At 65.7% G+C, this 19,926-nt stretch carries 24 protein-coding genes; 13 read left to right on the forward strand and 11 right to left on the reverse strand.

Annotated elements, in window-relative coordinates; translation table 11 throughout:
- Window position 1: 1 nt before the first annotated feature.
- Window positions 2-499 carry a metallophosphoesterase family protein gene (locus MAAFP003_RS01075; RefSeq protein WP_096283677.1) on the reverse strand — a complete coding sequence of 166 codons (498 nt, stop codon included), beginning with the start codon at window positions 497-499 and terminating at the stop codon, window positions 2-4.
- A gap of 35 nt (window positions 500-534) precedes the next feature.
- Here MAAFP003_RS01075 and MAAFP003_RS01080 point away from each other — a divergent pair, with 35 nt between their 5' ends.
- The gene (locus MAAFP003_RS01080) at window positions 535-990 is read left to right on the forward strand and encodes a MaoC family dehydratase (RefSeq protein ID WP_096283679.1); all 456 of its coding nucleotides are present in this window, start codon (window positions 535-537) and stop codon (window positions 988-990) included.
- Window positions 991-1,015: 25 nt separating this feature from the next.
- Here MAAFP003_RS01080 and MAAFP003_RS01085 read toward each other — a convergent pair whose 3' ends face one another.
- The 3 genes from MAAFP003_RS01085 to MAAFP003_RS01095 all read right to left on the reverse strand — a co-directional run bounded on the left by MAAFP003_RS01085 (window position 1,016) and on the right by MAAFP003_RS01095 (window position 4,342).
- Window positions 1,016-2,308, reverse strand: coding sequence for an acyl-CoA dehydrogenase family protein (locus MAAFP003_RS01085; RefSeq protein ID WP_207768438.1), 1,293 nt, complete (start codon window positions 2,306-2,308; stop codon window positions 1,016-1,018).
- A 128-nt stretch (window positions 2,309-2,436) separates the two neighbouring features.
- Window positions 2,437-3,138: a GAF and ANTAR domain-containing protein gene (locus MAAFP003_RS01090; protein WP_096283682.1), complete on the reverse strand. Its 702-nt coding sequence runs from the start codon at window positions 3,136-3,138 to the stop codon at window positions 2,437-2,439.
- Between the two features lie 115 nt (window positions 3,139-3,253).
- Window positions 3,254-4,342 (reverse strand): F420-dependent hydroxymycolic acid dehydrogenase, encoded by a 1,089-nt coding sequence (locus MAAFP003_RS01095; RefSeq protein WP_096283684.1) that lies wholly within the window; start codon window positions 4,340-4,342, stop codon window positions 3,254-3,256.
- A gap of 189 nt (window positions 4,343-4,531) precedes the next feature.
- On the opposite strand from MAAFP003_RS01095, the gene MAAFP003_RS01100 reads away from it, so the two are divergent.
- Window positions 4,532-5,137, forward strand: coding sequence for a GNAT family N-acetyltransferase (locus MAAFP003_RS01100; RefSeq protein WP_096283686.1), 606 nt, complete (start codon window positions 4,532-4,534; stop codon window positions 5,135-5,137).
- Between the two features lie 3 nt (window positions 5,138-5,140).
- Here the strand turns inward: MAAFP003_RS01100 and MAAFP003_RS01105 are convergent, their stop codons facing one another.
- Window positions 5,141-5,815 (reverse strand): TetR family transcriptional regulator, encoded by a 675-nt coding sequence (locus tag MAAFP003_RS01105; RefSeq protein WP_096283688.1) that lies wholly within the window; start codon window positions 5,813-5,815, stop codon window positions 5,141-5,143.
- Between the two features lie 69 nt (window positions 5,816-5,884).
- Here MAAFP003_RS01105 and MAAFP003_RS01110 point away from each other — a divergent pair, with 69 nt between their 5' ends.
- The 4 genes from MAAFP003_RS01110 to MAAFP003_RS01125 all read left to right on the forward strand — a co-directional run bounded on the left by MAAFP003_RS01110 (window position 5,885) and on the right by MAAFP003_RS01125 (window position 9,802).
- On the forward strand, window positions 5,885-7,003 hold the full coding sequence (locus MAAFP003_RS01110; protein ID WP_096283690.1) for a ferredoxin reductase: 1,119 nt from the start codon (window positions 5,885-5,887) through the stop codon (window positions 7,001-7,003).
- A gap of 81 nt (window positions 7,004-7,084) precedes the next feature.
- Window positions 7,085-8,206: a fatty acid desaturase family protein gene (locus MAAFP003_RS01115; RefSeq protein ID WP_096283692.1), complete on the forward strand. Its 1,122-nt coding sequence runs from the start codon at window positions 7,085-7,087 to the stop codon at window positions 8,204-8,206.
- Window positions 8,207-8,228: 22 nt separating this feature from the next.
- Window positions 8,229-8,753: an SRPBCC family protein gene (locus MAAFP003_RS01120; RefSeq protein WP_207768432.1), complete on the forward strand. Its 525-nt coding sequence runs from the start codon at window positions 8,229-8,231 to the stop codon at window positions 8,751-8,753.
- Window positions 8,753-9,802 carry an LLM class flavin-dependent oxidoreductase gene (locus MAAFP003_RS01125; RefSeq protein WP_096283693.1) on the forward strand — a complete coding sequence of 350 codons (1,050 nt, stop codon included), beginning with the start codon at window positions 8,753-8,755 and terminating at the stop codon, window positions 9,800-9,802. Before MAAFP003_RS01120 ends, MAAFP003_RS01125 begins: the two co-directional genes overlap by 1 nt.
- 71 nt (window positions 9,803-9,873) lie before the next feature.
- Here MAAFP003_RS01125 and MAAFP003_RS01130 read toward each other — a convergent pair whose 3' ends face one another.
- On the reverse strand, window positions 9,874-10,977 hold the full coding sequence (locus MAAFP003_RS01130; RefSeq protein WP_096283695.1) for a DUF1214 domain-containing protein: 1,104 nt from the start codon (window positions 10,975-10,977) through the stop codon (window positions 9,874-9,876).
- Complete coding sequence (locus tag MAAFP003_RS01135) at window positions 10,974-11,573, reverse strand: TetR/AcrR family transcriptional regulator (protein ID WP_096283697.1); 600 nt, start codon at window positions 11,571-11,573, stop codon at window positions 10,974-10,976. Before MAAFP003_RS01135 ends, MAAFP003_RS01130 begins: the two co-directional genes overlap by 4 nt.
- A gap of 28 nt (window positions 11,574-11,601) precedes the next feature.
- Here MAAFP003_RS01135 and MAAFP003_RS01140 point away from each other — a divergent pair, with 28 nt between their 5' ends.
- Window positions 11,602-12,837 (forward strand): sulfotransferase family protein, encoded by a 1,236-nt coding sequence (locus MAAFP003_RS01140; RefSeq protein WP_096283699.1) that lies wholly within the window; start codon window positions 11,602-11,604, stop codon window positions 12,835-12,837.
- Window positions 12,838-12,861: 24 nt separating this feature from the next.
- Window positions 12,862-13,746: an alpha/beta fold hydrolase gene (locus tag MAAFP003_RS01145; RefSeq protein WP_096283701.1), complete on the forward strand. Its 885-nt coding sequence runs from the start codon at window positions 12,862-12,864 to the stop codon at window positions 13,744-13,746.
- A gap of 1 nt (window position 13,747) precedes the next feature.
- On the opposite strand, the gene MAAFP003_RS01150 is transcribed toward MAAFP003_RS01145, so the two are convergent.
- Together MAAFP003_RS01150 and MAAFP003_RS01155 are read right to left on the reverse strand one after the other, a co-directional pair.
- Window positions 13,748-13,960: a TOBE domain-containing protein gene (locus MAAFP003_RS01150; protein WP_096283703.1), complete on the reverse strand. Its 213-nt coding sequence runs from the start codon at window positions 13,958-13,960 to the stop codon at window positions 13,748-13,750.
- A 16-nt stretch (window positions 13,961-13,976) separates the two neighbouring features.
- On the reverse strand, window positions 13,977-14,594 hold the full coding sequence (locus MAAFP003_RS01155; protein ID WP_096283705.1) for a TetR/AcrR family transcriptional regulator: 618 nt from the start codon (window positions 14,592-14,594) through the stop codon (window positions 13,977-13,979).
- Between the two features lie 129 nt (window positions 14,595-14,723).
- On the opposite strand from MAAFP003_RS01155, the gene MAAFP003_RS01160 reads away from it, so the two are divergent.
- On the forward strand, window positions 14,724-16,049 hold the full coding sequence (locus MAAFP003_RS01160) for a cytochrome P450 (RefSeq protein WP_096283707.1): 1,326 nt from the start codon (window positions 14,724-14,726) through the stop codon (window positions 16,047-16,049).
- On the opposite strand, the gene msrA is transcribed toward MAAFP003_RS01160, so the two are convergent.
- Complete coding sequence (msrA, locus tag MAAFP003_RS01165; RefSeq protein ID WP_096283709.1) at window positions 16,046-16,558, reverse strand: peptide-methionine (S)-S-oxide reductase MsrA; 513 nt, start codon at window positions 16,556-16,558, stop codon at window positions 16,046-16,048. The genes MAAFP003_RS01160 and msrA overlap by 4 nt on opposite strands.
- Before the next feature lie 128 nt (window positions 16,559-16,686).
- Here msrA and MAAFP003_RS01170 point away from each other — a divergent pair, with 128 nt between their 5' ends.
- The 4 genes from MAAFP003_RS01170 to MAAFP003_RS01185 are packed head-to-tail and all read left to right on the forward strand — an operon-like array spanning window position 16,687 to window position 19,488.
- A complete protein-coding gene (locus MAAFP003_RS01170; RefSeq protein ID WP_096283711.1) occupies window positions 16,687-17,193 on the forward strand; it encodes a nuclear transport factor 2 family protein in 507 nt (168 codons plus the stop codon).
- Window positions 17,190-18,215 carry an NAD-dependent epimerase/dehydratase family protein gene (locus MAAFP003_RS01175; RefSeq protein ID WP_096283713.1) on the forward strand — a complete coding sequence of 342 codons (1,026 nt, stop codon included), beginning with the start codon at window positions 17,190-17,192 and terminating at the stop codon, window positions 18,213-18,215. The genes MAAFP003_RS01170 and MAAFP003_RS01175 overlap by 4 nt, the downstream gene beginning before the upstream one ends.
- Window positions 18,216-18,225: 10 nt before the next feature.
- Entirely contained in the window at window positions 18,226-19,065 is an 840-nt protein-coding gene (locus MAAFP003_RS01180; RefSeq protein ID WP_096283715.1) for a class I SAM-dependent methyltransferase, read from the forward strand.
- 42 nt (window positions 19,066-19,107) lie between these two features.
- Entirely contained in the window at window positions 19,108-19,488 is a 381-nt protein-coding gene (locus tag MAAFP003_RS01185; protein WP_096283717.1) for a DUF427 domain-containing protein, read from the forward strand.
- Window position 19,489: 1 nt separating this feature from the next.
- Here MAAFP003_RS01185 and MAAFP003_RS01190 read toward each other — a convergent pair whose 3' ends face one another.
- The gene (locus tag MAAFP003_RS01190) at window positions 19,490-19,879 is read right to left on the reverse strand and encodes a nuclear transport factor 2 family protein (RefSeq protein ID WP_096283719.1); all 390 of its coding nucleotides are present in this window, start codon (window positions 19,877-19,879) and stop codon (window positions 19,490-19,492) included.
- Window positions 19,880-19,926: the final 47 nt, after the last annotated feature.

Genomic DNA, 19,926 nt, shown 5'->3' on the forward strand with positions numbered 1-19,926 from the left:
GCTACTTCTCGAGGTGGTGCAGCATGACCTCGGTCACTGCTCCGTGGTCGATGCTGGTCGTCATGTAGCTGCAGAACGGCTGGCGGCGTCGATCCGTCGGCGAGCCCGGGTTGAGCAGGCGCAGGCCGGACGGGGCCGTCGTATCCCAGGGAATGTGGCTGTGCCCGAATACCAGTACGTCGGTGTCCGGATAGAGCCGCGACATCCGGGCCTCGCGGCCGGACGCCGCACCGGTTTCGTGCACGACCGTGAATCGCACGCCTGCCAGCGTCACGTCCGCTCGCTCGGGCAGCCGCGCCCGCAACCGCGGCCCGTCGTTGTTGCCCCAGCAGCCGACCAGGCGCGCGGCCCTGGATTCCAGCTCGTCGAGCAATTCGAGCGCGATCCAGTCACCGGCGTGGATGACGACATCGGCCTGCTCGACCTCCTGCCACACCCGGGCCGGCAGATCGCGGGCGCGTTTCGGCACATGGGTATCGGCAATCAGCAGCAGCCTCACGAGTTCTATGCTTACCCGCGAGCAGAGGAGAAAGCATGCGTACCTTCGAGTCAGTCGCCGACCTCGCCGCCGCCGCGGGAGAGACCATCGGGCAAAGCGAATGGGTCACCATCACTCAGGAAGACGTCAACCTCTTCGCCGACGCGACCGGTGATCACCAGTGGATCCACGTCGACCCGGAACGCGCGGCCGCCGGTCCCTTCGGCAAGACCATCGCCCACGGCTACCTGACGCTGTCGCTGCTACCGCGGATGCAACACGACATGTACACCGTCAAGGGCATCAAGCTCGCAATCAACTACGGCCTGAACAAGGTTCGCTTTCCCGCCCCGGTGCCGGTGGGGTCGAAGGTACGGGCGACCAGTTCGCTGGTCTCGGTCGAGGACGTCGGCGGCGGCGCCGTGCAGGCGATCGTGTCCACCACCGTCGAGATCGACGGGTCGCCGAAGCCGGCCTGTGTGGCCGAAAGCATCGTTCGCTACATTTCCTGACGTCTGCTCGGCCGGAAAGTATGCGTCAGAACTCGGCGATCGCGTGCTCCAGTCGTTCGGCTAGCCGGGCCTCGGCTTCGGCGCGCCGGGTCGGTATGTGAGCCGACGGGAAAGGCGTTGTCACAGGCTGGTATTCACGCAGCGTGCGGCGGGCCACGGTCATCTTGTGCAGCTCGGTAGCGCCGTCGGCGATGCCCAGCGACTCGGCGGCCACCAGCATCTTGACGAACGGCATCTCGTCGGAGACCCCGAGAGCGCCATGCAGGTGCAGCGCGCGCTGCGCGACGTCGTGCAGCACCTGGGGCATCGCCACCTTCACCGCGGCGATGTCGCGGCGCACCTTCTGGTAGTCGTGATGCTTGTCGATCAGCCAGGCGGTGCGCAGCACCAGCAGCCTGAACTGCTCGATCTGGATCCAGCTGTCGGCGATCTTCTCCTGGGTCATCTGAAAGTCGCTGAGATGGCCATGCCGGGTCTTGCGTGACACGGCGCGCTCGCACATCATGTCGAAAGCCTTGCGCGCCAACGCGATTGTGCGCATCGCATGGTGGACCCGGCCGCCACCGAGGCGGGTCTGCGCGATCATGAACGCCGATCCTTCACCGCCGAGCACGTGATCGGCCGGCACCCGGACATCGTTGTAGCGGACGTAGCCGTGCGAACCGTGTTTCGATTCGCCGCCCACCCCGACGTTGCGGATGATCTCGATCCCCGGCGTCTCGCCCGGAACGATGAACAGTGACATCTTGTCGTAGGTCCGGGCGTCGGGCTTGGTGACGGCCATGACGATGAAGAACGACGCATGCTTGGCGTTGGAGGAGAACCACTTCTCGCCGTTGATCACCCAGTCGTCACCGTCGCGGGTGGCGCTCGTGACGAACATCCCGGGATCGGAGCCGCCCTGCGGTTCGGTCATCGAATAACACGAGGAGATCTCGCCGTCGAGCAGTGGCTGCAGATAACGCGCCTTCTGCTCGTCGGTGCCGAACAGCGCCAGGATTTCGGCGTTGCCGGAATCCGGCGCCTGGCAGCCGAACACGGATGGCGCCCAGCGGGAGCGTCCGAGGATTTCGTTGAGCAGCGCGAGCTTGACCTGGCCGAAGCCCTGGCCGCCGAGTTCGGGGCCCAGATGCGCCGCCCACAGGCCTTGATCCTTCACCTGTTGCTGCAACGGCCGCAGGATGGCCATCATCTCGGCGTTCTTCTTGTCGTACGGATCAAGGGCGACCAGATCGAGCGGTTCCAGCTCGTCGACCATGAATTTCTCGACCCAGTCCAGCTTCGCCTGGTATTCCGGGTCCGTTTCGAAGTCCCACACCGTGGCCACCCATCCCCCGGCGCACCGTCGCACCGGCATCTCAGCTAAAACCCGCAACGAGCTACCTCATCGTAGATGCGGTCCGTCGTACGGGCGTCAAGGGAGGCCGGTGGTCGCGCCGGCCGAACTCAGTCGCCGACGCCGCGGGTTTCTATGACCCGATCCGCGATGTCGACGAGTTTTGTTTGTTGCTCCTGAGATAGCAGCCGCAGCATGTCGAAGGCGCGTACGTCATCCACGTCGTAGCGTTCCATGATGATGCCCTTCGCCTGGCCAATGCGATCTCTGGACGACAGTGCTGATTGCATGTGTTCGCCGTGCCGCTCGGCCAAGATCGCCGCCGCGGCATGCGCGGCCAGCACCGATCCAATGGTTTCCGCTTCGGTGTCCCATACCCCCGCCTCGAAACCGAACAAGTTCAGCGCGCCGGCCGTGCGGTCCGCCGTGTACAGCTTGAATGACAGGCCGCTGAGGACACCGAGCTGCACGGCGGCCGGTGCGTATCGAGGCCACCGTGTCTCGCTACGGAGATCGTCGGCGCGAACAATCGTTTCTTGAAGAGCCGCCTCGGCGCAGGGTCCTTCGCCGAAATCTTGCTGGAGTTTGTCGAGCTGTCCAGCCAGGCCATCGGTGTCGGCAAGGGACTCGAACTCCCCGGCCTTCTTCACCAGCAACACTCCGGCGACGTCGGCTCCCGGAATCAACTCCACCGCTGCCTCGGTGACATCCCGGAGCACCTGGTCGAGTGCGCGCGGTGTGGCAATTGCGCGGGCCAGCTCGGCCATGCGGACGGCCAGCTCATGCCTTTCGTTCTGCTGCGAAGGATCCATGAGATCGCATTCTGCACGATCTGGCGCGCGGCCTGTACCCAGCGTTGGCCGCACGAACCGGCGGAAAGCGCAATGCGTTGCGCCACAGCGTAACGAAGCGATGCGATGAAAGCAGCTAGTGCAGCTTGGGCAGGACGTAGTCGCGATAGAAGTTGATCGCGGCGATGGGGTCGCCCTGTGGGAAGTGCAGAAACGGGATGGCCCCACCGTCGAGAACCCACTGCACGGCGGTGACGTGCGTGGCGGGGTCGGTGCCGACCGTCCAGTTGGCCAGCACTTTCTCGATCGGGTTCGCCTCGGCGGCACGCTGAATCTCGACCGGATTGGGTTGGTCGGCGGCCCCGGCGGTAAATCGCCACAAGGCAGCCGTGCGGGCGGCTTCTTCGGCATCGCCGACGACGGCGAATAACTCGGCTCGCTTGCCCAACGTCGCGGGATCGCGCCCGGCGGCGTGGGCACCGTCGTTCAGCGCGGCCAGCAGCTTCGGATTGATCAGATCGCGGGATTGAGTGATCCAGCCGTCGCCATATTGCCCTGCCAACCGTGCGCTTTTGGGTCCGCTGGCGGCGACGAAGATAGGCGGCGGGTTCGGTGGTATGTCGTAGAGCTTCAGCGAGTTGGTGTGAAAGTAGCGGCCCGCGAACGAGATTCGCTCGCCAGACCAAAGCTGGCGGATCAGTTGGATCGCCTCGACCAGCCGGTCGTGACGCTCGGGGTATTTGCCCCACATGTTGGTGGCGGCCTGCTCGTTGAGCCGCTCGCCGGTCCCGACGCCCAAGAACACCCGGCCCGGACTCAGGATCGCCAGCGACGCGAACGCCTGCGCCACCGTTGCCGGGTGGTAGCGGTAGGTCGGACACGTGACGCCGGTGCCGAAGGAGATATGGCTGGTGCTGTTGCCCACCAGCGCCAGCGTCAGCCACGGGAACATCGAGTGGCCCTCGTTGTCTTGCCACGGCTGGATATGGTCGCTGGCCCAGACGTATTGGAAGCCCGCCTTTTCGGCGGCCTGGGCCTGCAGCACCAGCTGGTCGGTGCGAAATTGCTCGTGCGACAGCGTGATTCCCACGCCCTTGGTCACCGGCGGCGGATTACTGGGAGAACCACGATGTTCGCTCGAGCATCCACCGGCCAATGCGCCGGCGCCGAGCACCCCCACGCCGGTGGCGATCTGCCCGAATGTCCGACGTGAGAGTCCGGTCATCGCACTAAAGTACCCCTCGTCTGCACCGTCACACCCGTGCTGTTGGGGCGGTGCTGCTGTGCCGGCTCGCGTCCGCGATCGGCGTGCTGTGGCTTTCGATCCTCGTGGTGCCGTCGCGGCGGTCACGGGCTTCACCATGATGTTCCAGGGGCCGTCGTCCTGGGCAGGTTTTGCCATTAGCCTGGCGTGATGGCCCCCCAGGCACGTCCGGCGCGCAAAGCCGATCTCCGCGAGTTGTCCGCCACGTTGAGCCGTGCCTTCTTCGACGATCCGGTGATGGCCTGGATATTTCCCAACAGCATGACCCGGACCACGCATCTGATGCGGATGTTCACCGCCATGACCCGCCACCATCATCTGCCCCAGGGTGGCGTCGAGGTGGCCGACGACGGATCCGGCATCGGCGCGGCTGCCCTGTGGGATCCGCCGGGTCACTGGCAGGAATCCCGCCGGGCCCAGTTCGCGATGACGCCGGCCTTCTTGAGAGTGTTCGGGTTGCGGACCGGGATGGCACGCGACATCCAGGAAATGATGAAGCGCGAGCATCCCGAAGAGCCGCACTGGTATCTGGCCGCGATCGGCAGCGATCCGACGGTCCGCGGCCAGGGCTACGGCCAGGCGTTGATGCGGTCGCGGCTGGACCGCTGTGATGCCGAGCACTGCCCGGCCTATCTCGAGTCGAGTAAGCCCGAAAACGTGCCGTACTACCTGCGTTTCGGCTTTGAGGTCACCCAGGAAATGCCCTTGCCGGGCGGCGGCCCACCGCTGTGGGCGATGTGGCGTGAACCCCGCTAGAGGTCAAGGGTTGCTTCGCCAGCCGGCGATGCCGATGGCGATCATGCGCAACTGTTTGACCGCGATCCGCCGGATGTCTTCGAGCGCCTCGGCGGTCTGGGCGTCTTCGATCGCCTCGGCGATCACGATCATCGAGTTGACGAACAGGGTCGCCAGCACGTTGAGGTCTTCTGTGCTCCACGCGTTGAGGCCCGGGAAGCGGGCCAGGTCGGTGGCCAACTCCGAGGTGATCAGCCGGATCTCGGTGCGGATCGCGTAGCGCAGCACGCTGAGCCCGCTGTTGCGCTCGCGGCCGATCAGACGCCAGTGCTCGCGGCGGTCGGCGACGCTGGCGATCAGGATCTCGACGGACGACTCGATCACCCGGTTCGGGTCGAGCTTGCCGGCGCGCGCGTCGCGCAGGGTGTCGCGCAAACTCCGGAACGACTCGTCGATCAGCACCAGCCCGAGCGCTTCCATCGACTCGAAGTGCCGATAGAAGGCCGCGGGCACGATACCGACCTCGCGGGTGACCTCACGCAGGCTCAGGGCCGAAAAGCTGCGGTCTTGCAGCAGCTTGAGTGCTGCGGCGATGATGGCGCGCCGAGTGGCCTCCTTGCGCTCTTCGCGTGAGGGGCTTTCTCGGGAACGCTCGCGGCCCGAACGGTGCGGCCGTGAGCTAGGAGTACGACCGTTCACTGTGTGAAGCCTACCACAGAGCTGCGGAAACCCTTGACTAGCTGCACCCATACGTCGCACGGTGTACATATGTTCACTCAAAGAAGTCAGACCTCGCGTCGGAACTTCGCCAAGACTTTCCGGAACCGCATCCTCGGTTCCGACCTGGTTGAACTGCTTACCGGCCCGCACGGTGTCGACCGCTACACCGAGCTGGTAGACCCAACCTGGACCCAGGGCGAAGCCCGCGCCAAGATCATCGACGTGCGGCGTACCACGCCGCGCAGCGTCACGCTCACCCTCGCCCCGAACGAGAGCTTCACCGCCAACCACACCGTCAAGGCCGGTCAGTACGTCAACGTCGCCGTCGAAATCGACGGCCGCCGGCACACCCGCTGCTATTCCCCGGCCAATGTCGAAGGCAGCGAAACCCTCGAGTTGACCGTCGGCCGTCATGACGGCGGGTTGGTCTCGAACTTCCTGTACGAACAGGCCCGCCGCGGCATGGTGGTCGGGCTCAGTGGTGTCGGCGGGGACTTCGTCCTGCCGGCGCTGGGCTCCTCCGAAAGGCCGCGGCGGATCCTCCTGATCTCCGGCGGCAGTGGCATCACGCCCGTCATGGCGATGCTGCGCACCCTGGTGGCCGAGGGGCACTTGCAAAACCAGGGGGCGGAAATCGCGTTCGTCCACTACGCGCGCACGCCTGCGGAGGCCTGCTACCGCGAGGAGTTGGCCGCGATGCCCGGGGTCCGGGTGTTGCACGGGTTCACCCGTTCGGGTTCGGGCGAGCTCGACGGACGCTTCGGGCCGCAGCATCTGGCCGCCGCGATGCCCGACCCGGATGCGGTATTCGTCTGCGGCCCAACGGCTTTGGTCGAAGCTGTCTGCGAGCATTGCGACACCGTGTACACCGAGAGCTTCGTGCCGCCGGCGATCACGGCTCCGTCGAACCCGTCGGGCGGACGAATCACGTTCGCGGACAGCGGAGTTGACGTCGTCGACGACGGTCGCTCGCTGCTCGAGCAGGCCGAATCGGCCGGCCTGACGCCGGAGAACGGATGCCGGATGGGCATCTGCCACACCTGCACCCGCCGGAAGGTCTCCGGCACCGTGCGCAGCCTGACCACCGGCGCGGTCTCGACCGCTCCGGACGAAAACATCCAGATCTGCGTGTCCGTCCCCGTCGGGGACGTCGACCTCGCGCTTTAAGGCGATCGCAAGCCCGGCGAAGCCGAGCGCAGCGGGTCGCCGCCAATTACACACAGAACGTAAACGATTGGAGGAGGAGCTATGTCACACGACAAGATCACCCTTACCCCTGAGCAGGCCAACGAACTCGGCCGTGAACTCGACGCCATCCGGGATCGCGTGATGGCGGACCTCGGCGCGGCGGACGCCGACTACATCCGTCGCGTCATCAAGACTCAGCGGGCGCTGGAAGTCGGCGGGCGCGCTCTGCTGTTCCTGCCGCCGGCCTGGCTGCTGGGCACCGCGATGCTGGGCGTTGCGAAAATCCTGGACAACATGGAGATCGGCCACAACATCATGCACGGCCAGTACGACTGGATGCGCGACCCGAATATCTCCGGGCGCTCGTTCGAGTGGGACACCGCGTGCCCGGCCGATCAGTGGCGGCATTCGCACAATTACATGCACCACACCCACACCAACATCGTCGGGATGGACCGCGACATCGGTTACGGCATCATCCGGATGAGCGAAGACCAGAAATGGACGCCCTACTTCATCGGTAACCCGCTGTATGCGTTCCTGCTGATGGTGCTGTTCCAGTACGGCGTCGCGCTGCACGAGCTGGAGACCGAAAAGATCCGCTCCGGCGAGATCCGGGTCTGGGACAAAAAGGACACCCTCAAGGAGATCTGGAAGAAGACCAAGCGCCAGACCCTCAAGGACTACGTCGCGTTCCCGCTGCTGGCCGGCCCGTTCGCGCCGTTCGTCTTCACCGGCAACATGACGGCCAACCTGATGCGCAACGTGTGGTCGTACATGATCATCTTCTGCGGCCACTTCCCAGACGGTACTCAGGAATTCACCGTCGAAGAGACCACGGACGAGTCGCGCGGCCAGTGGTACTTCCGCCAGGTGCTGGGTTCGGCAAACCTGACCGGTGGCAAGATCTTTCACCTGCTGTCCGGCAACCTGTCGCACCAGATCGAGCACCACTTGTTTCCCGACATGCCGGCGCGCCGGTATGCCGACATCGCGCCCGAGGTGCAAGAGATCTGTGAGCGCTACGGGATCCCCTACAACAAGGGGCCGTTGCTGCAGCAGTTCGGCACCGTGGTGCGCAAGATCGTCCGGCTGACCTTCCCGGACCCGGGCAAGCTGACGTCGTTGCTGCCGAAGATCAAGGCCGACAAGCCGGCCGACCGCGAGCCCGTCGCGGCCTGAGTCCCGCCCCGGGTGGGGGACAATGGGCGGCGTGGAGTGGACCGGAGCACGTTACGCCGACAAGCCGACCGTGGAAGTTTCGACGTGGATTGACGCCGATCCGGCCCGGGTCTGGAATCTGGTCTCGGATATCAAGCTGATGCCGACCCTGAGCAACGAGCTGCAGTCCGTGGAGTGGGCCGGCGGCGCCGACCGGCCGAAGGTGGGTGCCCGCTTCGTCGGCCACAACCAGCACGACGCGTTCGGCGAATGGAGCACCACCTCGCACATCGTCGTCTGCGAACAGCACCGGGAATTCGCGTGGGCCGTCGGCGATGCCGGGCATCCGTCAGCGATCTGGCGGTTCCGGCTGGAGCCCCGGGACGGCGGCACCAGCCTGAACTACTGGATGCAGATGGGACCAGGACGCTCGGGGCTTTCGGTGGCGATCGACTCCATGCCGGACAAAGAGGAAAAGATCGTGTTCGTCCGGATGCGCGAATTCGAGACCGCGATCGGCAAGACCCTGGCAGCAATCAAGAGGCTGGCCGAACACGGGGTGCGCTGATGCGCACCGCGACCACGGTCGAGTTGTCCGGCGGCAGCGACCAAGCCGGCCAGGTGGTGACGCTGGCCGTCGAAGCCGAAAAGCTGGGGCTCGACGTGTGCTGGGTGGCCGAGGCGTGGGGTGCCGATGCTGCGTCGGCGCTGGGCTACCTCGCGGCGCGCACCGACACGATGCTGCTCGGCTCCGGCATCATGCAGGTCGGCACCCGGTCGCCGGTGCTGGTCGCGCAGACCGCGATCACGCTGTCCAACCTGTCCAACGGGCGTTTCCTGCTGGGGCTGGGCGCTTCCGGGCCCCAGGTGATCGAGGGCCTGCACGGCGTCTCGTTCCGCCGGCCGCTGGCCCGCCTCGCCGAGACCGTCGACATCGTCCGGCAGGTGTTCGCCGGGGGCAAAATCTCTTACTCCGGCAACGAGTTTCAGATCCCTCGCCCCGGTGAGGCGGTCCCGATGCGGGTGTCGAACGCGCCACAGCACGCCATCCCGATCTACCTGGCCACGCTGTCGCCGGCGATGCTGCGGCTGACCGGACAGATCGCCGACGGCTGGCTGGGCACCAGTTTCGTGCCCGAGGGCGCCGCCGAGGCGTACTTCGCCCACCTCGACGAGGGCCTCACGGGTGCCGGTCGCACCCGCGCGGACATCGACGTCTGTCAGGGTGCCGAGGTCGCGTTCGCGGCCGACGAGGGCGAGCTGAGCGGCATGGTCGCCAGCCGCAAGAAGGAACTCGCGTTCAGCCTCGGCGGCATGGGGTCGTCCAGCACGAACTTCTACAACCAGGCCTACAGCCGGCAGGGCTGGGCCGGGGTCGCCGCTGCCGTGCGTGAGCGCTGGCAGGCCGGCGACCGCGACGGCGCCGCGGCGCTGGTGAGCGACGACATGGTGCTGGGCACCACGCTGATCGGCACCGAGCAGATGGTCCGCGCGCGCCTGGCGGTATGGCGCGATGCCGGCGTCGACACCGTGCGACTCTATCCGGCCGGCGACACGCTGGATGCCAAGCTGACGACGCTGGGCCGCGCGATCGAACTGGTCCGCGAGGTGGGTTGATTCAGTCCGAGCGTGGGGCCTATGGACGAATTCCGGCGGTTTGGGGTACTCAGGGCCCACACTCGGCGGGGTTAGGTGGTGGCGGTCGGTGCGTCGATGGCCTTGACGAGTTGCACCTCGGGCCGCTGCGGCACCCCGTCGGACAGGAACCACCGGAACGCCAGGTTGCCGAGTGGATAGCCCAGCGTCGTCAGTGAATTCGGGTGAGCCAGGATCTCTTTGGACAATACGATCGTCACGGAGCCGTCGCTGTTGAGCGCGGCGCTGTGGTTGTTGAGCGACGAGCGGGCGCCCTCGTCGCCGTAGGTGGCCATGAACTGGTTCCACACCACCAGGTTCCAGAACCGGCATGACGGCGGTCGATGCGTGATGACCAACGCCTCGTCGTCGTCGAGCACGAAACTGCCGTACGCATAGCAGGCGTCGCGGGCCGACCAGCCGAAGTTGGCATCGGGAACCTGATAGGGATCGGCGAATTGGTTTGCGGCGTGCGCGGTTTCGTGGCCCAGCCCGTGTTGGTCGTCCACCCGTGTCCCGACGGCCAACGGCACGATGGCGAACATGGTGCGCATCCAGGCCGCGGCCGCGCGCAGACTGGCTGCCGTCTCGGCGTCGCCATGCCGGATCGGCTCCGGCTCGTCGAGTGCCTCGATCTGCCATGTCACCGGGCGGCCGGTGGACGGGTCGGCCTGGTAATCGCGGGTCATCAGCACCACCGCGTCGGGTGTCGCCGGGAAATCGAAGGCGAAGTTGCCGTCGGCGTCGATGTCGAGATCGGTGTCGCGGACGATCGCGACGATGCGGTCCGACCACGCGCCCGGTGCGGGTTCGTTGTAGGCGGTCACCGAAAAGTACACGCTGTCACCCTTATTACCGCTGATGCGATACCGCCGCTTCTCATCGACCGGGCAGATGAAGTAATACGCGTCGGTGTTGTCGCCGCCCCAACGGCGATCGCGACGGAACGGGGTGTTGACGGCGACGAACTGCGGACGACCGGGCTCGGGGAACAGGTAGGTGTCGAAGGCGACGCCCAACGTGGTGGCCAGCATGCGATAACCGTCGGCAATGTGACGGTCGTCGGTCACCGCGCGGTCGCCCTCCAGAAAGGAGCGGTCGAGGTCACCGATGGTGGCCAGCAGCTCTTTCCACGCGGCTGTCGATTCGTGCGTCATGCGCTGATTCCTTTCAGGAGCAACGTGGTGGTGCGGTCCACCCAGGCGTCCGCACGTTCGGGGTCGAATTCGTCAGGGCGGGTGAGCAGGCCCATCAGGGTGATGCCGGCGATGGCATCTGTTATCTGGGAGGCGAGTTCGGAAGCCGTTGCGTCGCTGCGCACTTCGCCGCGAGCCGCGGCGCGTTCGAGCAACTCGCCGAGACCGCCGCCGGTGATGCCGGCGAAGCGTTTCAGCAGCGCCGAATGCAGGGTCGGATCGGCAGCCATCTCGCCGACCAGGCCGGGCAAGGCAGCCCGGGCGGCCGGTGTGGTCAGGAAAACCATTGCGCGACGGACCATTTCGCGCAAATCATCGGGCAGCGAACCGGTTTCGGGGATCTCGGTGGCGGCGCCGATCGGGAACACCGCCTCGTGCACCAGATGCGCCTTGCTGGGCCAGCGGCGATAGATCGCGGGCTTGCTGGTGCCGGCGCGTTCCGCGATGGCCGAGACCAAGAGTCCCGGATAACCGGTCTCGGCCAGCAGCTCGACGGTGGCGCGCAGCACCGCACCGTCGATGCGCGCGTCACGCGGCCGGCCAAAATCCACTACCATTACGAAACTCAGAGTAACATAAGTCGCCGTGACCGACGCCGTTCGCCTAGACGACCTGACCTTGCCCCGTTTCAGTGCCGAGGGTCAGCAGATCCTCGACATGATGGCCACGATGGCCCCGCAGTGCCCGCTGGAGTCCGACGCGTTGCACGCGCAGGCCAGCGCCGACACCGGCCTGCACGACTTCGGGTCCGACGACTACCGGGAACGCCTCGAGGTCTACCTCGCCGCGGTGCGTGAGATCGACGGGCTGCACGGCGCCGGCATCGTCAACTTCTACGGCCAACTGCTGCAGCTGCTCAAGAACCGTCTGCTGCTGACCGACCTGTTGAAGCGGCATCCCGAGATCAACGACATCGAACTGCGCTCGCCGGTGGTGATCGCCGGGCTGCCCCGCACCGGCACCACGCACCTGCACAACCTGCTGGCCGCGCCGCCCACCTTCCGCACCATGCCGTACTGGGAAAGCAATGAGCCGTTCCCGTTGCCGAATGAGGTTGGCGCCGAGCCGGATCCACGCCGCGCGAGGATGGACGTCGCGGTCGGGGTGGTCAACATGGTGATGCCGCATTTCGCGCTGATGCATGAGATGACCACCGATCACGTGCACGAAGAAATCCAGTTGCTGGCCAACGACATCTCCACGATGCTGTTCGAGACGCTCGGCGAGGTGCCGCGCTGGCGCGATTACTACCGCACCCATGACCAGACACCCCATTACGAATACCTCGCCACTCAACTCAAGGCGATGCAGTTCCTGCGCGGGGGCCGACGCTGGCTGCTCAAGTCGCCGCAGCATCTCGAGCAGGTGCGGGTGCTGGATCGGGTGTTTCCCGACAGCATCGTCGTGTTCACCCATCGGGATCCGGTGCCGGTGGCGCTCTCGATGATCGCGATGATCACCTACTCCGCACGCATGCACCGCTCACCGGTGCCGGTGGCACAGATCGCCAACTCGTGGATCGACCGCCTCGATGCGATGCTCACCGCACTCGTGCGCGATCGCGACGCCATCGGTCCGGATCGCTCAATCGACATTCGGTTCAACGATTTCATGGCCGACGAACTCGGTGTCGCCGAGCGGGTCTACGCCCTGGCCGGCGAACCGTTCACCGACGAGGCACGCAAGCCCATCGCCGACTACCTCGCGAACCACCAGCGCGGCCGCTTGGGCAACGTGCAGACGTCGTTCGACATGTTTGGTCTGCAGGAGAGCGCGCTGCGCGAACGGTTCGCTCCGTATGTCCAGCGGTTCCTGGATTAGGCTCAGTGCGATAGCTTTTCAGGCATGGTCACCATGCCCGCGTTGGACGGAGTCGAACACCGGTACGTAGAACTCGGCGACGGAGTGACAATCCACGTCGCAGACGCTGGGCCGCCCGGCGGGCCGGCCGTGATGTTGGTGCACGGCTTCCCGGAGAACTGGTGGGAGTGGCATGAGCTGATCGGTCCGTTGGCCGCCGATGGGTATCGGGTGTTGTGTCCGGATCTGCGCGGCGCGGGCTGGAGTTCGGCGCCCCGCTCGCGCTACACCAAGGTCGAGAAGGCCGAGGATCTCGCCGGCGTGCTGGACCATTTGGGTATCGACAAGGTGAAGCTCGTCGCCCACGACTGGGGCGGACCGACCGCGTTCATCATGATGCTGCGCCATCCGGAGAAGGTGACCGGATTCTTCGGCATCAATACCGTTGCGCCCTTTGTGAAGTTGAGTCCGTCGGGGGTGCTCAACCTGTGGCGGCTGTGGTACCAGATTCCGATATCGCTGCCCGTCATCGGCCCCCGGTTGCTCAGGGATCCCAACTCGCGGTTCATGCGAATGTTGGGGCCCTGGGTCGGTGGCGGGTACTCGATTCCCGAGGAGAGCGCCAGCTTGTACCTCGAGTGCATGCGCGAGCCGGGCCACGCGGAGGCGGGCTCGCGGTGGTACCGCAGTTATCAGACCGGAGAAATGATGCGCTGGGTGCGCGGCCAGTACGCGGACGCTCGCGTCGACGTGCCGGTCCGCTGGCTGACCGGTACGCAGGATCCGGTGATCACGCCCGACCTGACCGACGGATATGAGGACCGCATAGGCGATTTCGAGGTGGAGCTGGTCGACGATGCCGGCCACTGGATCATCGCGCAACGACCCGACTTGGTGCTGGACCGGGTGCGCGCGTTCTTGAAACTGTGAGTTACTCGACGCCGATCGTGACTTCGGTCGACTTGATGAAAACCGTCGCGGGCTGACCGGCCTTGAGACCGAGGTCGAGCGCGGCGTCCTTGGTGACCGAGGAGGTGACGATCTGATCGCCACCGTCGAGTTTGACCTTCACGACCGCCATCACTGTCCCGAGTTCAACCTCGGTGATGGTCCCTTTGAGCTGGTTTCGAGTGGATAGCCGCATGCGACGAGGCTAGCTGCTACTGGCGAGGGCCCAGCAGCGCGATGCACGCGTCGACGGCCGGTTCGACGATCTCGCGGACGGCCTGGCCGTCTTCGACGGCGAGCGCGGTCAATTCGCGCAGCCCGCCGAGCAAGATCACGGCCAGCGGCGCGGTCAGTGCCGGCAGTTCGGCGCGCTGGAACCCGGGGCTGGCGCTGAGGTCGATCAACAAGTCGGACAACAGCTGTAGGCCGCGGCGCTGAACCGGTCGACCGACGGGTCCCAGCGACGGGAGCTCACGAATCCAGCTCAACGTAATCGCCGGCCGCGCTTCGATATAGGCGACGTAGGCCTCGACGGCTTGGCGGATCTGGTCATGCCAGTCGGTCTCCGGATCGACAGAGGCGGCGATGCGCTCACCGAGGTTTTCGATGTCGGCGGCCAGCAGCTCGAGGAAACATTCTTCTTTGCTGGCGAATTGGTCGTAAAACGTGCGTTTGGACGTGCGCGCGTGGCGCACCACGTCGGCGACGGTGCTGGCACGATAGCCGCGTTCGCCGATCGAGGTGGCAAGACCGTCGAGCAGCCGGAGCCGGAAAGGATCGTCTACAACCGCGACCTCAACCGCGTCTGTCACCGTCGTGGCGGATGGCATGTCTGGTGGCCCTTTCGGCGTTCACTCCCTTGTCAGGTTCGGTACCACAGAGTACCGTACACGGATAGATCTGTGGTACACCGCGGTACCAACCCCGGACCGGGGCAGATATTGGGGAGACGTAGCGCCATGAGTGAAGTAGTCACCGCCGCACCGCCGGGCTCCGCAGTCAGACTGCCACCCGCAGTGCGGGCGCCGAAGCTGTTGCAGGGCTTGGGCTTTGCGATTTCGCGACGACTGATGATGCAGCGATTGTCACGCCGCTACGGCAGCGTGGTCGCGCTGAAGCTGCCGATGTGGGGGCGCGTGATCGCGGTCAGCGACCCGCAGCTGGCCAAACAGATCTTCACCACCAGCCCAGACGAACTCGGCAACATCCAGCCCAATCTGAGCAGATTCTTCGGCTCCGGCTCGGTATTCGGACTCGAGGGCGACGACCACCGCCGCCGTCGGCGGTTGCTCGCGCCGCCGTTCCACGGCAAGAGCATGAAGAACTACGAGAACATCATCGAAGAAGAGACACTGCGCGAGTCCGCCGAGTGGCCGGAGGGCCAGCCGTTCGCGACGCTGTCGCCGATGATGCGAATCACGCTCAACGCCATCCTGCGTGCGGTTTTCGGTGCCGATGGCGCCGAGCTCGACGAGCTACGACGGCTCATCCCGCCGTGGGTCACGCTGGGCTCGCGCCTGGCCGCGTTGCCGAAGCCCAAGCGCGACTATGGCCGGTTCAGCCCATGGCACCGGCTGGATGAATGGCGGCGGCAGTACGACAACGTCATCGAGAAGCTGATCGCGGCGGAGCGGGCTGACCCGGACTTCGCCGATCGGGCCGATGTGCTCGCGCTGCTGCTGCGCAGCAGCTACGAGGACGGTTCGACCATGTCGCACAAGGAGATTGGCGACGAGCTCCTGGCCCTGTTGGCGGCGGGGCACGAGACCACCGCGTCGACGCTGGCGTGGGCATTCGAGCGAATCAGCCGGCATCCGCAGCTGCTGACGCAGCTCGTCGACGAGGCTGACGGCGACGGCAACGAGCTGCGGCAGGCGACGATCCTGGAGGTTCAGCGGTCAAGGACCGTGATCGATTTCGCCGGCCGTCACGTCTACCCGCAGACGTATCAACTGGGCGAGTGGGCGATTCCCCGCGGCTATTCGATCATCGTCGGCATCGCGCAGATACACGACAATCCGGACGTATTCCCCGATCCCGGGCGCTTCGACCCGCAGCGGTTCATCGGAAACAAACCGTCGGCGCTGTCCTGGATTCCGTTCGGCGGCGGCACCCGCCGCTGTGTCGGGGCGGCCTTCGCCAACATGGAGATGGACGTCGTGCTTCGAACGGTGTTGCGCCACTTCACCATTGAGACCACCGACGCCCCGGACGAGCGCTGGCACTCCCGCGGAGTCGCGTTCATCCCGAAGCACGGCGGCCGGGTTGTGCTGCGGCGACGCTAGGCGGACGCGCGACGAGGCAGCTTCCAGCCCGGGCGGATGTAATGGCAAGTGTATCCGCTGGGGTAGCGCTCCAGGTAGTCCTGGTGTTCGGGCTCGGCCTCCCAGAAGTCGCCGGCGGGACTGACCTCCGTTACGACCTTGCCGGGCCACAACCCCGAGGCCTCGACGTCGGCGATGGTGTCCAGCGCGATCCGCTTCTGCTCGTCGTCGACATAGAAGATCGCCGAGCGGTAGCTGGTGCCGCGGTCGTTGCCCTGCCGGTTTTTCGTTGTCGGATCGTGGATTTGGAAGAAGAACTCCAGCAGCGTGCGGTAGTCGGTGGCGGTGGGGTCGTAGACGATCTCGATGGCCTCGGCATGCGAGCCGTGGTTGCGGTACGTGGCGTTGGGTACGTTCGGGTCGCCGGTGTAGCCGACGCGGGTCGAGACCACGCCGGGCTGTTTGCGGATCAGGTCCTGCATGCCCCAGAAGCAGCCGCCGGCGAGAATCGCCTTTTGCGTGTCGGTCATGTCATTGCCTCATTTCGTTCGGGCCGAATGGCCGCAATCTCCCTCCGATTATCCTGATGTTCTCGACCACGTACACCCGCGAGGCGATGCCCTCGACAAACCACGGTAGAACGTGTTCTAGTTTTCGCGTGAACAGCCCGCAATTCTCCCGGAGCGAACTCGTCGACGCCTTCGCCGCATTCGAAGCGACTGTGGATGCGGCCGCGCAATCGCATGATTGGGACGCCTGGGTCCAGCACTACACACCCGACGTCCTGTACATCGAACACGCGGCGGGCACGATGCGCGGGCGCGACGAGGTTCGGGAGTGGATCAGCCGGACCATGGGCAGCTTTCCGGGCAGTCACATGGTGGCGTTCCCCTCGCTGTGGCACGTCATCGACGAGCCCACGGGCCGCGTCATCATGGAGCTCGACAACCCGATGCGCGATCCCGGCGACGGCACCGTCATCGGGGAGACCAACATTTCGATCATCACCTACGCCGGCGACGGCCTGTGGCGGCAACAGGAAGACATCTACAACCCGCTGCGCTTCGTGCAGGCCACGCTGAAGTGGTGCCGCAAGGCGGCCGAACTCGGCACCCTCGACGACGCGGGTGCGCAATTCGTGGCGCAGTACGGAGGCGCGCAGTGAGCGCCAAACCGAAACTTGTCATCGGCGCCAACGGTTTTCTCGGCTCGCATGTGACCCGCCAGCTCGTCGGCGATGGTGCGTCCGAAAACTTCGACGTGCGGGTGATGGTGCGCGAAGGCGCGAACACCCGCTCCATCGACGACCTCGACGTCACCCGCTTTCACGGCGACGTCTTCGACACCGCCACGCTGCGCGAGGCGATGGACGGTGTCGACGATGTGTACTACTGCGTCGTCGACACTCGCGCGTGGCTGCGTGACCCGGCGCCGCTGTTCCGCACCAATGTCGAGGGGTTGCGCAACGTTCTCGATGTCGCGACGGACGCCAACCTGCGCCGGTTCATCTTCACCAGCACCTACGCGACCGTGGGCCGACGGCACGGGCATGTGGCCACCGAAGCGGACGTGATTGCCTCGCGCGGGCTGACTCCCTACGTGCAGTCCCGGGTCCAAGCCGAAAACCTGGTGATGCGCTACGTCGCCGACGCCGGGTTGCCCGCCGTCGCGATGTGCGTGTCCACCACCTACGGCGACGGCGACTGGGGTGGGACCCCGCATGGCGCCTTCATCGCGGGCGCGGTCTTCGGCAAACTGCCCTTCCTGATGAACGGCATTCAGCTCGAGGTCGTCGGCGTCGACGACGCCGCCCGCGCCATGATCCTGGCCGCCGCGCACGGCCGCATCGGGGAGCGCTACCTGGTTTCCGAGAAGATGATGGCGCTCAACGATTCGATCCGGATCGCGGCCGAGGAGGCCGGTGTCCCGCCGCCGCAGCGGGCGATCTCGGTCCCGATGCTCTACGCATTGGCGGCGGCCGGCACCGTGAAGGCCAAGCTGACCGGCACCGACGCCCAGCTCAGCCTCACCTCGGTGCGGATGATGCGCGCCGAAGCGCCGGTCGACAGCAGCAAGGCGCGCCGCGAGCTGGGCTGGCAGCCGCGCCCGGTCGAGGAATCGATTCGCGAGGCCGCCCGGTTCTGGGCCGCGATGCGCACCCCCCGAACGGCCGCCCAACCCGAATAGGCTCGGTCGAATGGACCGGATTCGCGTCGATCTCAGCGGGCCGCCGCAGACGATGCTGGCGACGCTGTACGCCAAAGCGCTGGACGCCGACGCGCCCAACTCGATCCTGAGCGATCACTACGCCAAGACCGCCGTGGACCGCATCGAATACGACTGGGCCGCAACGACTATCGACGCGCGCCGCGCCCCGTCGGTCGCGGTTCGCACCGCGCACTTCGACAACTGGGCCCGCCAGTTCCTGGCCGTGCACGACGAAGCAGTCGTGCTGCACGTGGGCTGCGGCCTGGACTCCCGGGTGTACCGGCTCGATCCGGGCCCGGGCGTGCGCTGGTACGACATCGACTACCCCGACGTGATCAGCCTGCGCGAACGTGTCTACCCGCAGCGGGCCAACTGCCGGATGTTGGCGGCCTCGGTCACCGAACCGGCGTGGCTGCAGGAGATAGTCCCCGACCGTCCGGTGCTGTTCCTCGGCGAAGGCCTGACCATGTATCTGACCGAAGATGACGGGCTGGCGTTGCTGCGCCGCGTCGTCGATCGGTTCGCATCGGGTGAGTTGCAGTTCGACGCGTTCAACACGTTCGCCATTCGCACCCAGCGGATCAACGCGGTGGTCCGGCGCTCCGGCTCGACGCTGCACTGGGGCATTGACGGGCCCAGCGACATCGTCGACGCCGTTCCCGGGGTGCGCGTGCTGGCTTGGGAATCGGTCTTCGACAGCGATACGTTCGAGCTGGTTTCACCGTATGTGCGCTGGATCGCCAGGGCGATGGCGGCGGTTCCGGCGTTGCGTTACATGTCGCAATACCATCGCTACGCATTCGGGCCGGTTGATGCGGGGAAGTCTTGACCGCCTGACGGTGTTGCACCGATACGTCTGAGGAGGAAGAGCATGGCCCACAAAGAAATCTTGGAACCCAACGCGGGGCACCCGATCACCATCAGCCCGACCAAGGGACGTGTCCAGGTTCGCGTCAACGGCGAGCTCGTCGCCGACACCACCGCGGCCCTCGAGTTGCGGGAAGCGACAATCCCTGGGGTGCAATACATTCCGCTGGCCGACGTGGCCCAGGACCGGTTGACCCGCACCGAAACGGTCAGCTACTGCCCGTTCAAGGGCGACGCCAGCTACTACGCCGTCACGACGTCGGCGGGTGACACCGTCGAGGATGTGATCTGGACCTACGAGCAGCCGTACCCCGCGGTCGCCGAGATCGCCGGGCACGTCGCGTTTTACCCCAACAAGGCCGACATCAGCGTCACCGCCGAATAGGTCACCCGCCCAGCAGCTTGGCGTAGGCCCGGGTGTCGCTGTACTCGCGCATCGAGACGATCAGCCCGTCACTGGTCTCGAAGATGCACACAAACGGGGTGTCGTATTGCTCGCCGTTTGCATTGGTGCCGGTGGCATACGCCTCCACGACGACCGTTTCTCCTTCGTTGATGCAGCGAAGCAAATCGATGGTGAGCTCGACGGACTGCTTGCGCCGGTCGGTCACGCGGCGCAGGGCTTCCTTGTTGTAGGTCTCCCGGGTGAACAGGCTCCAATAGCTGAAGTCGTCGCTGAGCAACGCGAAACCCTCGTCGAGGTCGCCGCCTTCGCTCAGACTCTGGAGGAACATCCAGGCCAGCTCGGCGTTGGGAGCATCGAACGGCGTCATCACATCGCAATAGTGTCTTGGCAGGTAGTGGGCGGTCAATCAGAGTGGAA

Origin of the sequence: Mycobacterium ahvazicum (assembly GCF_900176255.2) — a bacterium.
GTDB classification, from domain to species: Bacteria; Actinomycetota; Actinomycetes; order Mycobacteriales; family Mycobacteriaceae; genus Mycobacterium; species Mycobacterium ahvazicum.